Annotated in this window: 15 protein-coding genes; 9 read left to right on the top strand and 6 right to left on the bottom strand. The window is 62.8% G+C overall.

Annotated elements, in window-relative coordinates:
• The first annotated feature begins 7 nt into the window (after positions 1-7).
• Positions 8-634: a chromate transporter gene (locus tag OKW45_RS12120; protein ID WP_429468332.1), complete on the top strand. Its 627-nt coding sequence runs from the start codon at positions 8-10 to the stop codon at positions 632-634.
• Positions 635-678: 44 nt separating this feature from the next.
• Positions 679-1,215: a chromate transporter gene (locus tag OKW45_RS12115; protein ID WP_429468329.1), complete on the top strand. Its 537-nt coding sequence runs from the start codon at positions 679-681 to the stop codon at positions 1,213-1,215.
• 20 nt (positions 1,216-1,235) lie between these two features.
• On the opposite strand, the gene OKW45_RS12110 is transcribed toward OKW45_RS12115, so the two are convergent.
• On the bottom strand, positions 1,236-1,751 hold the full coding sequence (locus OKW45_RS12110; RefSeq protein WP_429468326.1) for a PQQ-dependent sugar dehydrogenase family protein: 516 nt from the start codon (positions 1,749-1,751) through the stop codon (positions 1,236-1,238).
• A 218-nt stretch (positions 1,752-1,969) separates the two neighbouring features.
• Here OKW45_RS12110 and ehuR point away from each other — a divergent pair, with 218 nt between their 5' ends.
• From ehuR to OKW45_RS12075, 7 genes are all read left to right on the top strand, one after another.
• Positions 1,970-3,367 carry a MocR-like ectoine utilization transcription factor EhuR gene (gene ehuR / locus OKW45_RS12105; protein ID WP_429468323.1) on the top strand — a complete coding sequence of 466 codons (1,398 nt, stop codon included), beginning with the start codon at positions 1,970-1,972 and terminating at the stop codon, positions 3,365-3,367.
• Positions 3,368-3,550: 183 nt separating this feature from the next.
• Positions 3,551-4,582, top strand: a complete 1,032-nt coding sequence (gene eutB, locus OKW45_RS12100) for a hydroxyectoine utilization dehydratase EutB (RefSeq protein WP_429468320.1) — start codon at positions 3,551-3,553, stop codon at positions 4,580-4,582.
• Complete coding sequence (locus OKW45_RS12095) at positions 4,579-5,583, top strand: cyclodeaminase (RefSeq protein ID WP_429468317.1); 1,005 nt, start codon at positions 4,579-4,581, stop codon at positions 5,581-5,583. The genes eutB and OKW45_RS12095 overlap by 4 nt, the downstream gene beginning before the upstream one ends.
• Before the next feature lie 53 nt (positions 5,584-5,636).
• On the top strand, positions 5,637-6,674 hold the full coding sequence (gene doeB / locus OKW45_RS12090) for a N(2)-acetyl-L-2,4-diaminobutanoate deacetylase DoeB (RefSeq protein ID WP_429468314.1): 1,038 nt from the start codon (positions 5,637-5,639) through the stop codon (positions 6,672-6,674).
• Positions 6,675-6,681: 7 nt separating this feature from the next.
• Positions 6,682-7,173, top strand: coding sequence for an Lrp/AsnC family transcriptional regulator (locus OKW45_RS12085; RefSeq protein WP_018423799.1), 492 nt, complete (start codon positions 6,682-6,684; stop codon positions 7,171-7,173).
• Positions 7,174-7,339: 166 nt separating this feature from the next.
• Positions 7,340-8,863: an NAD-dependent succinate-semialdehyde dehydrogenase gene (locus tag OKW45_RS12080; protein WP_429468311.1), complete on the top strand. Its 1,524-nt coding sequence runs from the start codon at positions 7,340-7,342 to the stop codon at positions 8,861-8,863.
• 44 nt (positions 8,864-8,907) lie between these two features.
• Entirely contained in the window at positions 8,908-10,305 is a 1,398-nt protein-coding gene (locus OKW45_RS12075) for an aspartate aminotransferase family protein (protein ID WP_429468308.1), read from the top strand.
• A gap of 37 nt (positions 10,306-10,342) precedes the next feature.
• Here the strand turns inward: OKW45_RS12075 and OKW45_RS12070 are convergent, their stop codons facing one another.
• The 5 genes from OKW45_RS12070 to doeA all read right to left on the bottom strand — a co-directional run bounded on the left by OKW45_RS12070 (position 10,343) and on the right by doeA (position 14,252).
• Positions 10,343-10,621: a hypothetical protein gene (locus OKW45_RS12070; protein WP_429468305.1), complete on the bottom strand. Its 279-nt coding sequence runs from the start codon at positions 10,619-10,621 to the stop codon at positions 10,343-10,345.
• Complete coding sequence (locus tag OKW45_RS12065; protein WP_429469360.1) at positions 10,602-11,120, bottom strand: DUF2778 domain-containing protein; 519 nt, start codon at positions 11,118-11,120, stop codon at positions 10,602-10,604. Before OKW45_RS12065 ends, OKW45_RS12070 begins: the two co-directional genes overlap by 20 nt.
• A 12-nt stretch (positions 11,121-11,132) precedes the next feature.
• Positions 11,133-11,618 carry an Hcp family type VI secretion system effector gene (locus OKW45_RS12060; RefSeq protein WP_429468301.1) on the bottom strand — a complete coding sequence of 162 codons (486 nt, stop codon included), beginning with the start codon at positions 11,616-11,618 and terminating at the stop codon, positions 11,133-11,135.
• A 256-nt stretch (positions 11,619-11,874) separates the two neighbouring features.
• Positions 11,875-12,966 (bottom strand): alcohol dehydrogenase family protein, encoded by a 1,092-nt coding sequence (locus OKW45_RS12055; RefSeq protein WP_429468298.1) that lies wholly within the window; start codon positions 12,964-12,966, stop codon positions 11,875-11,877.
• Positions 12,967-13,031: 65 nt separating this feature from the next.
• On the bottom strand, positions 13,032-14,252 hold the full coding sequence (gene doeA / locus OKW45_RS12050; RefSeq protein WP_429468295.1) for an ectoine hydrolase DoeA: 1,221 nt from the start codon (positions 14,250-14,252) through the stop codon (positions 13,032-13,034).
• Between the last annotated feature and the right edge of the window lie 226 nt (positions 14,253-14,478).

The raw sequence follows: 14,478 nt of genomic DNA, 5'->3' as shown, positions 1-14,478 counted from the left end.
ACGAGCATTGGCCAAAGGCATCCACGGGCAACACGTCAGCGACCCGGTATCGAGATCCGAAGACGACGCGCCACACCACGCACCACCGCCGCGCGAAGTGACCTCGCTGGGCCTCTTTCTGATCTTCGCCCGCATCGGTCTGACGAGTTTCGGCGGCGGACTGAGCGGCTGGTTCATGCGCGAGTTCGTGCACGACCGCCACTGGATGAGCGAAGACGAATTTCTCAACGGCCTCGCGTTGTCGCAGGCGCTGCCCGGTGTCAACGTGAAGAATCTGGCGATCTGGATCGGCTACCGGCTGCTCGGCTGGCGCGGCGCTGTTGCGGGATTTTTCGGCATCATTTTTCCGGCGGCCGTCGTGATCATTCTGCTCGGCGCGTTCTTCTCGGCGATCGCATCGTTTCCTCTCACGCATATCGCGCTCGCTGGCGCCGCGGCCGGCGCGATCGGGCTGTCGCTGTCGATGGCGATCACCGCCGCACGCCGGCTGCCGCGCCGCATGTTTCCGTATCTGGTGCTGCTCGCGACGTTCGCGGCTGCGGCGGTGTTTCGCGTGTCGCTGGTTTGGACCGTGCTGATCGCCGGGGCGTTGAGCGTCGGCTATGAATACGTGCGCGAGGCGCGCCAGCCCTGATCGCCTTGGATCGCCGTTAGTCAAATTCCGGAAAAGCTTTCGTCGTGTCTCGAACTCTCATCACTCTGTTTTCCGTTTTCGCGCCGCTATCGATCGTGACCGTCGGTGGCGGGCAGGGGATCATCCCCGAAGTGCAGCGGCAGGTCGTCGACGTGCATCACTGGATGACCCATGCGCAATTTCTCAGCGACTTCGCGATCGCGCGGCTCGCGCCCGGTCCTGGCTCGCTGCTCGCGACGCTGATTGGCTATCAGGTCGGCGGACTCGGTGGCGCGCTCGTCGCAACCGTCGCGCTATTTGGGCCGACTGCGTTTCTGATGTATGGCGTCGTGCACGTATGGAACCGGCACGAAGGCGCGCGCTGGCTGAATGCGTTGCAGGCCGGGTTGCGGCCGGTGGCTGCCGGGTTGATTCTCGCGGCCGTCTATGTGCTGCTCAAGGAGCTCGAAGGCGGGTGGATTGCGTGGCTCACCGCGGCCATCGCGACCGTGCTCGTGATGACGACGCGTATCAATGCATTGGTGTTGATCGCGGGCGGCGCGGTTGTGTTTGTGCTGGCGCATTTTGTGGGGTTGCTGTAGCGCGCCACCGATACTTCTTCCTAGTCGTGTGTAATTCGCCTGATCGTACTGGTCACGAGATCCACGTAGAACAAGTCGCCATTCTGGCCCGCCTTCAGATCCACCGGTCCTCCCTGCAGACCCCTTGCGAAAGTCTGGGGCACATTGTTCGGAGGTTGCATGGTCCAGATGCATTGCCGCAGAAGATCACCAAAGTACAGTGCCTTTTTGAATTGAGCAGGGTAGGTTGCGCTCGCATTGTCGGTAAACCCGATCGCAGAGATGACACTGCCGTTCTGGTCCGGCCCTCTGCCGTTCCGCTTGCCGCCGCAGGTTCTTCCACGACTGTCATCGGCTGAAATGTAGCTCGTGTGAGCGTACGCATAAAACGGCTCCTTGGCACCCACGAACTTTCCGCAGTAGCCCGTGTTTTGATAGTCGGGCTCGAGAGCCGCAGCGAAGTTGGCGCCAGGGCTCCATCCTTCGTAGCATGGCCAGCCGAAGTCTTGGCCGTCGACAGTGACATGATCGATTGCCTCCGCATAACGTCCACTCACGCGTTTTCCATGTTGAACTGGCGACGCTGGAATAGGTGGCCTCGTTCAACCGTCATCCTTGGATGGCGCCGCTTGGCGAGATCCTGCCCCACATTTTTTCGCGTTAAATGCCCTAGGACATTAATTTCCTCCCCCGTTTCTGCCGCACTATGGGAGATTAAGCGAGACGACGCCGACTCCTCACGGAGCCAGCATCCACCACCAACATAGGAGCAGCGGTGATCGAGCAGTGGCGCGAGGCCGTGCGCGCGGTGCACGGCGTGGAATCGAAATACAAGCGACTGGTCAAGGCGATTGCCGGCGACATCGAGAACACGTCGCTGCCGCCGGGCGCGCGCCTGCCGCCGCAGCGCGACGTCGCCGCCGAACTCGCGATCAGCGTGCAGACCGTGACCAACGCGTACAAGGAACTGGAGCGGCAAGGCCTGATCCGCTGCGAGGTCGGGCGCGGCAGCTTCGTCGCGGCGCGCGTCACCGAAACGATGTCGAGCTACATGCTCGATACGGCCGAGCGTTCGGTGGTCGACTTTTCGATCGCGCGCATCATTCACACGTCCGAGCACGATGCGATGTGGCGCAAGGTCTGCGCGACGCTGTCGACGCTCGACGATCAGCCGTGGATTCGCGCGTTCCGGCCGATCGCGGGCTTCGAGCATCATCGCCAGGCGGGTATTGCATGGCTCGCGTCGCTCGGCATGCCGGCTTCGGCCGATACGCTGCTCGTCACGAACGGCGCCGCCCACGGCATTTTTCTCGCGCTCGCTTCGCTGGTGGGACCGGGCGACACCGTGCTGTGCGAAAGCCTGACGGATCACGGCGTGATCGGTTCGGCCAACGTGCTCGGCTTCACGCTGAAGGGCCTCGAGATCGACGAGTACGGCATTCACCCCGAGCATTTCGAGGAGATGTGCGACAGCGAGCGCATCTCGGCGCTCGTCTGCACACCGACGCTGAACAATCCGACCGTCGCGTTGATGCCCGATTCGCGGCGTCGCGCGATTGCGAAAATCGCCGAACGCTATGGCGTATACGTGATCGAGGACGACGTGTACGGGCCGTTGCCGGCCAAACATTCCACGCCGATTTCGAGCCTGATTCCGGATCTTTCGTTCTACTGCACGAGTTTTACGAAGTCGGTGATGGCCGGCTTGCGCATCGGTTATATGACGACGCCGCGCCGGCTCGCGCTGCGCGCCGAGAGCGTGCTGCGCGTGAGCAGTTGGATGGCGACGCCGCCGATGGCCGAGGTCGCCACGCGCTGGATCGTCGACGGCACGGCCGCGCGGCTCGTCGAAATTCAGCGCGAGCGGCTCGGGCGGCGTCAGTCGCAATTGCAGCAGACGCTCGGTAAATATGTCCTGGGCGCGCATCCGCAGGCGCTATCGGCGTGGCTGCGGGTGCCCGATCACTGGCGCACCGATCGGCTGGTGCGCGAACTGCGCAACCGCGACATCGCAGTCACGTCGCCCGATCCGTTTCTCGTGCGCGACGCCGACCGGCCCAACGCGGTGCGGGTTTGCGTCGGCGCCGAGGTCAGCGAAGACGCCTATAACGCCGCGCTCGAAACGATGCGCGACGTGTTCGAGCAGTACCCGCAGGTGCACGATTTCACCTGATCGCGCCGGTGCGCGAATTGTGTAACGCGCTGACCGAAATGAACTAGGACAATAAAAATCCTTTTTTAGAACACTAGACTGGGCTGCATGGAAAGCGATGCGGTCGCGAGTCATTGCGTTTATCTCCGATAGCCGTGCCCGCATCGAATAGCGAATCGACCTCTTTGATGCAGGGCCTGGTGCATGTCCGTTCCATCGTCAATCAATCTTTCGTTAGCCGACATTTACCGCGCGCGCAGCCGTATCGACGGTCGCGTATGCCGTACGCCGCTCGTCGAATCGCCGAGCCTGTCGGCGCACGCGGGCACGCCGGTTTATCTGAAACTCGAAACCGTGCAGCCGACCGGCAGCTTCAAGCTGCGCGGCGCGACCAATGCGCTCGCGCAGTTGGCCGAGCAGGGCTGCACTCGCGTGGTGACCGCATCGACCGGTAATCATGGCCGCGCGGTCGCGCATGCGGCGCGCGCGCTCGGTATGGACGCAACCGTCTGTCTGTCGCGCCTCGTGCCCGCCAACAAGGTCGACGCGGTACGGGCGCTCGGCGCGCACGTGCGGATTGCCGGCCAAAGTCAGGACGAGGCCGAGCACGAAGCATTGCGGCTCGCGCGCGAAGAAGGCTATGCATACGTGCCGCCATTCGACGATCCGCGCGTGATCGCCGGACAGGGGACGATCGGGCTCGAAATCGTCGAGGCCTTGCCCGATGTCGCGAACATCGTGGTGCCGTTGTCGGGCGGCGGGCTGTTTGCCGGCATCGCGCTCGCGGCGAAAAGCACCAATCCCACGATTGGCTTGACCGGCGTCACGATGGCACGCGGCGCTGCGATGCATGCGAGTCTCGCCGCCGGTCAGCCGGTGCTGGTCGAGGAAGTCGACACGCTCGCCGATTCGCTCGGCGGCGGCATCGGACTCGAAAACCGCTATACGTATGCGCTGACGCGCGATCTGATCGACGAGATCGTGCTGCTCGACGAGGCGTCGATTGCGCGCGGCATCGCGCATGCGTATCGGCAGGAACGGCTCGTCGTCGAAGGCGCGGCGGCGGTGGGGATTGCCGCGGTGCTCGATCGCGCGCTGCCCGCTGAGCGCATCGCGCGCGGGCCGCTCGTGCTCGTCGTGACGGGCGCGAACATCGATATGAATCTGCATCGGCGGATCATCGGCAACGAATCCTCGCAAGCCGCGCCGTCACCGAACTCACACACCCCATCATGACCTCGATCACGCTCCTTGGCGAAGCCGAGCTTCGCAAACTCGTGCCGCTCGATCTCGCGGCCATCGATCAGATCGAAGCCGCCTTTGTCGCGCTCGCGACCGAGACGGTCGCGATGCCGCCGATCCTGCGGCTCGATCTGCCCGCGCATAACGGCGAAGTCGACGTGAAGACCGCGTGGCTGCCACGCCTCGACAGCTTCGCGATCAAGGTCAGTCCAGGCTTCTTCGACAACCCGTCGCTCGGTCTGCCGAGCCTGAATGGTCTGATGCTGGTGTTGTCGGCGAAGACCGGGCTGACCGAAGCGGTGCTGCTCGACAACGGCTATCTGACCGCGATACGCACGGCGGCCGCCGGCGCGGTCGCGGCGCGCTGGCTCGCGAAAGCGCGCACGCCGCAGGTCGCGGTGATCGGCGCGGGCGAGCAGGCGCGTCTGCAACTGCGGGCCCTGATGCTGGTGCGCCGCGTCGAACACGTACGCGTCTGGGCGCGCGACGCGGCGAGTGCGCTGCGTTTCTCCGCGGAAGTGAACGACACGCTCGGCGTGCGATGCGATGTCGCGGCCAGCGTTCATGACGCGCTCGCCGAAGCGGACGTCGCGATTACCACCACGCCGAGCCGCACGCCGCTGATCGAAGCCGCCGATCTGCATCCGGGGCTGCACATCACCGCGATGGGTTCCGACGCCGAGCACAAGAACGAAATCGCGCCGGCCGCGCTGGCGGCGGCGCGCTACGTATGCGACCGCGCGCAGCAAACGCGCGTGCTCGGCGAACTGCATCACGCGCTCGCCGCGGGCACGATGCGTGCCGATGCGGCGATCGTCGAATTGGGCCAGGTGATCGCGAAACAGGCCGCGGGCCGCACGGGCGACGCCGACGTGACGATCTGCGATCTGACCGGAACCGGCGCGCAGGACACCGCTATCGCCGCGCTCGCATTGCAGCGCGCGCGTGCCGCGAAGGCGGGAACGACATTTGGCAACGACGCGCCGCTTAGATGATGCGCGATGAACGGCAATACGCCGCGCAAGCGGCTCACGAAGGAGTAGTACAGATGCGGGCATCCCCGATTCAACCGACGGTCGATTTCAATGCCGACGGCGAACAGCATGGTTTCCTGAAGCTGCCTCATTCGCACGACGTCTCGGCATGGGGCGCGGAGATGATCCCCATCACCGTGATCCGCAACGGCGAGGGACCGACCGCGCTGCTAACGGGCGGCAATCACGGTGACGAATACGAGGGGCCGATTGCGCTGTCGAAGCTCGCCGCCACGTTGAAGGCGAGTGACGTACGCGGGCGCGTGATCATCGTGCCGTTCATGAATTTTCCGGCGTTTCGCGCGGGCACGCGCACGTCGCCGATCGATCACGGCAATCTGAATCGCAGCTTTCCGGGCAAGCCGGACGGCACCGTGACCGAGAAGATCGCCGATTATTTTCAGCGCTATCTGCTGCCGCTCGCCGACTATGTGCTCGATCTGCATGCGGGTGGCCGCACGCTCGACTTCGTGCCGTTCGCCGCGATTCACGTGCTGCCCGACGCGATCCAGCAGGCGCGCTGCGAGGCAGCGATGCGCGCATTCGGCGCGCCGTACTCGATGCGGATGCTCGAACTCGATAGCGTCGGCCTCTACGACACGGCCGTCGAGGAAGCGGGCAAGGTGTTCGTGTCGACCGAGCTTGGCGGTGGTGGCACGGCAACCGTGCACAGCGTTGCGATTACGGAGCGCGGTGTGCGCGGCTTTCTGCAACACGCGGGAATCGTCAGGCAAGACGAAGCAATGGGTCACTCGAGCGCGAGCGCGCCGCGCACGACGACGCTGCTCGATATGCCCGACGGCACCTGCTACACGACGAGCGAGCACGATGGCCTGCTCGAACTGTGCAAGGACCTCGGCGACATGGTCGACAGCGGCGAGGTGATTGCGCGGATTTACGACGCGAAGCGCACCGGCGCCGCGCCGATCGAATATCGCGCGCGACGCGGCGGCATGCTGGCCGCGCGGCATTTTCCGGGGCTCGTGCGGATCGGCGACACGGTTGCGGTGCTCGCCGACGTGCTCGAACGGGGCATACCGGTAACGGTCTGAACGCGCGATGAAATTCGACCGCTACGATCTCGCGATTTTGCGCATTCTCGCGCGCGATGGACGCATCACGAAGTCGCGCCTCGCCGAAGAAATCAATCTGTCGATTTCGCCGGCATGGGAGCGAGTGAAGCGCCTCGAAGAAGAGGGCGTGATTCGCGGGTATCGCGCGGATATCGATTGGGTGCGCGCGTTCAAAGGCAGCCGCGTGGTGGTCGAGGTCACGCTCGCGCGCCATACCGCGCCGGACATGCGGCGCTTCGAGGAGCGCATCGCGGCCGCGCCCGAAGTCGCGCAATGCCTCGCGACGGGTGGCGGTGTCGACTATGTGATGCACGTGCTGTCGCGCGATATCGACCACTATCAGCGCTTCATCGATACGTTGCTGACCGACGAATTGGGCATCGAAAAGTACTTCACGTATATCGTCACGAAGGTGGTGAAAAGCGGGGCCGAAGGCTTGCCCGAATGGGCCGAGCAGTCGATTGGCGAGAACGGCTGAGTGGCGCGCTACATGCGGTCGAAGTACGGCGAAATGTCACACCCGAAAAAACGATAACCATGCGGCGAATTGCAGAAAAAACGTAGCCCTCGACAAGCGACAACAAAAAAAACCGCAGTGCCGCCGGACCTACAGTGATAGCAGACATCGCACACAGGAGGTCGTCATGTTGCTGGGTCATCCGGTCCTATTCAAATCGCTGTGCTACGTGGATGGACGCTGGGTTCATAGCGCGAGCGCCGCGAGCGTCGCGGTGCAGAATCCCGCGAATCAGGAAGTGCTTGGCCATGTGCCGATGCTCGACGCGGCGCAGATCACCGCGGCGGTCGATGCCGCGCAGCGCGCGTTCGACACGTGGCGCTGGATGCCGGTCGCCAAACGCTCGGCGCTGCTGTTGCGCTGGCATGAGCTGATTCTGCGTCATCAGCAGGATCTCGCCGCGATTCTGTCGCTTGAACAGGGCAAGCCGCTTGCTGAAGCGCGCGGCGAAATTGCGTATGGCGCGAGCTTCGTCGAATGGTTCGCGCATGAGGTGCGGCGCCTGAATGGGCGCACGATTCCGACGCATATCGATGGCGCTCATCTGGGCACGATCATCGAGCCGGTCGGCGTGGCCGCGCTGATCACGCCGTGGAATTTCCCGTGCGCGATGCTCACCCGCAAGGCCGCCGCCGCGCTCGCCGCCGGTTGCACGGTGGTCGCGAAGCCCGCGCACGAGACGCCGTTCTCCGCGCTCGCGCTCGCGCAACTCGCCGAAGAAGCGGGCTTTCCGGCCGGCGTGTTCAACGTCGTGCTCGGCGAGCCGCAAATGGCGATGGAAACGCTGGTTTCAGATAGCCGCGTGCGCTCGGTCAGCTTCACCGGCTCGACGCGTGTCGGCGCGCTGGTGATGCAAACGGCCGCGCGGGCAGGCATCAAGAAGACCGCGCTCGAACTGGGCGGCAACGCGCCTTTCATCGTGACCGAAGATGCGGACCTCGAACAGGCCGTGCGCGTCGCGGTCGCGGCGAAGTTCCAGACCTCGGGCCAGGACTGCTGCGCGGCAAACCGGATCTTCGTCGCGCGTTCGTTGTATGAAGCGTTCGTCGCGCGATATAGCGATGCCGTGAAGGCGTTGAAAGTGGGCGGCGCATTCGACCCGAACGTGGACGTCGGCCCGCTGATGCACCAGGCCGCGCTCGACACGACCGTGCAGCGCGTCGCCGACGCGCGTGAGAAGGGTGCGCGTGTCACGGTAGGCGGCGCGGCGCACGAGCGCGGCGGCTGGTTCTTCGAGCCGACCGTGGTCGCCGATGCGGCGCCCGGCATGCGCATTTACGACGAAGAAAATTTCGCGCCGATCTCGGCGGTCACGCCGTTCGATTCGCTCGACGAAGTGGTCGAACGCGCCAACGACACCGAGTATGGACTCGCCGCCTACGTGTGCGCGAAAGATCTGAACACCGTGTTTCAACTGATCCGCCGACTCGACTTCGCGATGGTGTCCATCAACGGCGCGAAATTCACCGGCGCACCGATTCCGTTCGGCGGCATCAAGTCGTCGGGGCTTGGACGCGAAGGCGGCGTCGAAGGCTTCGAGCCGTTCGTCGAGACACGCTATTTCTGCCTTGGCCAGCTTGGCTTGCCGGTCAGCGACAGCGCCCCCGCTCGTGCCGCTGCACATGCGATGGCGACGGACGCAATGGCCTGAACCTACCGATTCATTCATCCAGACATCACACGAAGGAGCGACCCATGACTCAATTCGATCAACTGCTGAGCGCCGATCGCGCGCACTTCATGCATCCGTCGACGCACGCGCACGATCACGCGAGCGGCGCGCTGCCGGGCCGGATCGTGACCGGCGCGAAAGGCATCCGTATCGAAGACCATGAAGGCAAGTCTTTTATCGATGCATTTGCCGGTCTTTACTGCGTGAACATCGGCTATGGCCGAACCGAAGTGGCCGAGGCGATTTACGAGCAGGCAAAGAAACTCGCGTATTACCACACGTATGTTGGCCACTCCACCGATACGATCATCGAGCTGTCGTCGCGCATCATCGACTGGTCGCCGCAGGGCATGAAGAAGGTGTACTACGGCATGTCCGGTTCGGACGCGAACGAAACGCAGATCAAGCTCGTCTGGTACTACAACAATGTGAAGGGCCGCCCGAACAAGAAGAAGATCATTTCGCGCGAGCGCGGCTATCACGGCTCGGGCATCGTCACCGGCAGTCTCACGGGATTGCCGAGCTTCCACCAGTTCTTCGATCTGCCGATCGAGCGCGTCAAGCACACCGTGTGTCCGCACTGGTATCGTCGCGCGCCGGCCGGTATGAATGAAACGCAGTTCGTCGCGTACTGCGTCGACGAACTCGAAAAACTGATCGCACGCGAAGGCGCCGATACGATCGCGGCCTTCATCGGCGAACCGGTGATGGGCACGGGCGGCATCGTACCGCCGCCGGCCGGTTACTGGCCCGCGATCCAGCAGGTGCTGAAGAAGCACGACATCCTGTTGATCTGCGACGAAGTGGTGTGCGGTTTCGGCCGGCTAGGCTCGAAGATGGGTGCGCAGCACTACGGCATTCAACCCGATCTGATCACTGTCGCGAAGGGTTTGACGAGTGCTTACGCGCCGCTGTCCGGCGTGATCGTCAGCGAAGGCGTATGGGACGTGATCGATAAGGCATCGCAGGAATCGGGGGCGTTGGGGCATGGCTGGACCTATTCGGGCCATCCGATCTGCGCGGCGGCGGCGCTCGCCAACCTCGAGATTCTCGAACGCGAGAACCTCATGCAGAATGCGGCGGAAACCGGCGCTTATCTGCTGGAGCAATTGCATGCGGCGTTCGACTCGCATCCGCTCGTCGGCGAAGTGCGCGGCGTGGGCATGCTGGCAGCGCTGGAGTTCATGGCCGACAAGGATGTCCGCACGCCGTTCGATGCGGCGCTGAAGGTCGGGCCGCGTGTGTCGGCTGCCGCGATGCAGCGCGGACTGATCGCGCGGGCGATGCCGCACGGCGACATTCTCGGCTTTGCGCCGCCGCTGGTGACGTCGCGCGGCGATGTGGATGAGATCGTGAAGCTGACGCGCGAGGCGGTGGATGAGGTGGCGTCGCAGGTGTTTACGCCGGCTGCTTCGCTTTGATCAAGTGAGGTGAAAGAGAACCCCGGCTGCTGTCATGTCATGCGGTCGGGGTTTTTATTTGCTTCGTGCGGTAGTACCGCCATAGCTTCACGATCGTCACATATGCTAAAGCGGCGACGATCAGATCAATCGCTGCCCAAACCGCGAAATATAAATCCTCGGGATCGCGGACACCGAGCCAGCGTGAAGCGCGCCACCACATCGCGGACTGGCTTTCAGGCATCGGCCACGGGTACGTGTGGACATACGGCACGGCGAGACAGAAGAGGCCGATGAAGAGCACCACCTTGAAGAGTCTACGGACAAATATTGCCATATGTAATGACCTCAATTGTTCCGTAGGCACGAAGTCCCGAAAGGCGGGCAGGAATCGTCATGGTATGCAGCAGCGCGGTGCGGATTCTCAGGAAATCGACACGGCTTGGCAGGGTAATGCAGCCAAGTGACACCCCCGCACCACCTACGGGATGTAACCGGAACTGACCGCGTTGCACACCGTTGACCCAGGTTACATCATCAATGCTGCCATCATCCCGATACAGCGCGAACCATTCGTTGTGGTTCGATGGCGTACCCAATGCCGAGTTGAAGATGTCTTTTGCCCGTGCAGTGACTTGGGAACGGATGCCGTCCGTGGGGCGGTCAACGATCCAATATTTGCCTGCCGGTATCGGACCGTCATTAGGTAACGCCGTGCAGCCGCCCCGATTGCGATACTGGTGGTTACCGGAAAAGGCATTGAATGTACCCAGGCCATTAATGGTAAGCGGTGACAAGGGTTTGTTGTCCACGAGAAATTTACCGGTGTAAGCCATCATTTCTCCCGCTCATCCGCGTTCATTCCACGAATCGGTGTATTTGATGTTGCCATCAAGGTAATGCCACGTGATACGGTCATACATCATGGAGACCGATTCAACGTGATTGAGTGCGGACGCCTGCGCCAGCTTGGTATTGGCCATGCCGGGGTTGATGCCGCACACTTTCACGCCTTCGAGCGCCATCACAAAATAGACTTCTTCTTTTCCTGCATCGTTGATGCGATACCACTTGATCTCCGCAGACGTCAGCGTTTGCCCCTTCGCCACGGCCTTGTAAAGGTACGGCGTTGCTGCATCAAACTCTTTTTCAAACGAAACCGGCGAGTGCGTGCGTGCGCCGGTAATTCTCCCGTTGGCGTTATCAACCGGCAGGTTAACGCCGTGACCGAAACTGATGAGTTCAATACTTCCTTCCCGATCCTGAACGGTTGACGAACCCTTGATATCTGCACCGCCGTCATCCTTTAGCCACATATGTGCGGGAATGCCCATGCTGAGTAAATCCTCCTTTGATTGAAAGCAGCGTTAATTTTCGGGAAAGGCGCACCTTGTCTGAGCGGCGCCTTCGCTACGCAGCCCCCAATGATGGAGGACCGGACAGTGATTCAAGGCAAAGAAAAATGTAAATTGACAACAATTAACGATTGCTATGCGCGAAAAAAGCCCGCCTTGAAGGGCGGGCTCGCAGCGTGCCTGGTTCGCAGTCGAGGATTGATTGCAGCGGCCGGCGGCTTTATTGCATCGAGCGTTAGCGTGCGACCGAGTCGCCATAATGCCGATCCGGAATCACAACGATATTTCCCACAAAGCGCTTCTCCATAAACCGCGTCTGCGCGTCGTGAAACTTCGACAACGGATAAGTCGCCGCCAGAACCGGCCGGATCGTACCGTTCTGAATATAGTCGAGCACGCGTTTGAACGCGCCACGCGTGCCCTGCGACGATCCATTCAACTGCAGCTGCTTCAGATACATCGTGCGCAGATCGAGCTGCACGACCGGACCCGCGATCGCGCCCGCGGTCGTATATCGTCCCTCAGGCCGCAACACGTTCAACAGCTTGCCGAACAGCGCCCCGCCGACAAGATCGGCGACTACATCGACGGCCCGCCCCTCGGTCATCCGTTCGACGTTCCCGACGAAATCGCCGCTATCGCGCAGCATCACCCCTTGCGCACCGAGCGCTAGCACGGCCTCTTCCTTACCCTTGCTGACCACAGCATACGGAATCGCGCCGCGCGCGCGGCATAGCTGGATGATGGCCGAGCCGACGCCGCCGGACGCGCCGGTAATCAGCACCGTTTCGCCGTGCTTGACGGCCGCGCGTTCGATCATCTGCTCGCCGGTGTGATAAGCGCACCAGAACGTGGCGAGTTCGGCGTCGGAATAGGTGCAGTCGACCCGATGCGCGTTTTCCGCGGGCACGGCCGTGTATTCGGCGTAGCCGCCGTCGCGGCCGTGGCCGATGTAGTCGATATCGGCGAGGCTGTCGTCGTCGCGGTTGTAGATCGACGCGTCGACGATCACGCGCTCGCCGATACGCGCGTCGCTGACGCCGCGACCCACCGCGACCACGCGTCCGACGATATCCGCGCCCTGAATGCGCGGAAAAGTCAGCGTCGAGCGGCCGCGTCGCCACGTCGACACCGCTTGCGGATCGTCGTCGGTGCCGTAGGCGCCCTGGCGGACCCACACGTCGGTATTGTTGAGACCGCATGCGGTGACGTCGATCAGTACCTCGCCAGCCGCGCACAAGGGCACCGGCACGTCGTCGCGATAGACCAGTTTGTCGAGGCCACCGTGCGCGGTCAGCACGACGGCCTTCATCGTTTTCGGAAGCATGTTTCCCCTTTCGTTGAAACGGGCGTCGTGCTTCGCGAGTTCACGCGGGCACGACGCCCGCGCAATCACGGTTTGACGAACAGCTTGCGTGGCGTCCTGCAAAAGGTCTCGACGCCGGTCCGCGTAATCAGAATGCTCTCGGTGATTTCGAGGCCCCAGTCGTCGAGCCACAGACCCGGCATGAAATGAAACGTCATGCCGGGTTCGAGGACCGTCTTGTCCCCAGGGCGCAGGCTCATCGTGCGCTCGCCCCAGTCCGGCGGATAGCTCGCGCCGATCGGATAGCCGCAGCGGCTGTTCTTCTCGATGCCGTATTTATGCAGCACCGCGAAAAACGCATTGGCGATGTCCTCGCAGGTATTGCCGGGTTTCGCCGCGGCGAGCCCGGCCTCGATCCCTTCGACCACCGCGCGTTCGCCTTCGATGAAATGCTTCGGCGGCTTGCCGAGGTAGACGGTGCGCGACTGCGGGCAGTGATAACGCTTGAAGCAGCCGGCAATTTCGAAGAACGTGCCGGCGTCCTTCGCGAACGGCGTGTCGTCCCAGGTCAAATGCGGGGCGGCCGCGTCGGCGCCGGTCGGCAGCAGCGGCACGATCGCCGGATAGTCGCCGCCATAACCGTCGATGCCGCTAATGCCTGCCGAGTAGATCTCCGCGACGAGGTCATTCTTGCGCATGCCCGGCTCGATTCGCTCGACGATATGCGCATGCATCTTCTCGACGATGCGCGCGGCCACGCGCATGTACTCGATCTCGCGCGGCGATTTGATCGCGCGTTGCCAGTTGACGAGGCCGGTTGCGTCCTGCCACTTCGCATCGGGCAAATGCGCGACGAGCGAGCGATAAGCGGCGGCGCTGAAATAGTAGTTGTCCATTTCGACGCCGATCTTCGCGTTGGCCCAGCCGCGCGCCGCGATCACGTCGCGCGCGAGGTAGTCCATCGGATGACGCGCGGTGGATTGCACGTAGTGATCCGGATAGCCGACGATCTGATCGTGCTGCATGAAGACGGTGCGCTTGGCACCGTTCGCGTCCTGACCGCGGCCGAACCAGACCGGCTCGCCATCCAGCGCGAGCAGCACGCACTGATGCACGTAAAACGACCAGCCGTCGTAGCCGGTGAGCCAGGCCATATTGGTCGGGTCCGACACGATCAATAATTCGATGCCGGCCGCCTGCATGGCCTTGCGCGTTTTCGCGAGACGCGCGGCGTATTCGTCGCGTTCGAACGGCAGGCGCACGACGGGCGCCTCAATTCGCGATTCGTGTAGCGTCGTATTTGACATCTTCCCCTCTCTCTGAGCGTGACGTCGTTGCGGGAAGTGGCGCGCGGTGCACGAGAATGCGGCGCCACGGGTATTTCTCGCTGCAGTCTAATGCCGCGAAAAAACGCCGCTGAATGTGCTAGTTCAATGTTCGAGACGTTATCGACGGACGCTGCATGTTTGTTGCAGTGCACGCTGCACCGCCCTTGCCCGCGTGCAGAAAAGAATTGTTCTAGAGCAATCTGGT

Origin of the sequence: Paraburkholderia lebeckiae, assembly GCF_050436225.1 — a bacterium.
Classification (GTDB): Bacteria; Pseudomonadota; Gammaproteobacteria; order Burkholderiales; family Burkholderiaceae; genus Paraburkholderia; species Paraburkholderia tuberum.
The sequence above is the reverse complement of the archived record's forward strand: the minus strand, read 5'-3'. Positions and strand labels throughout refer to the sequence as shown.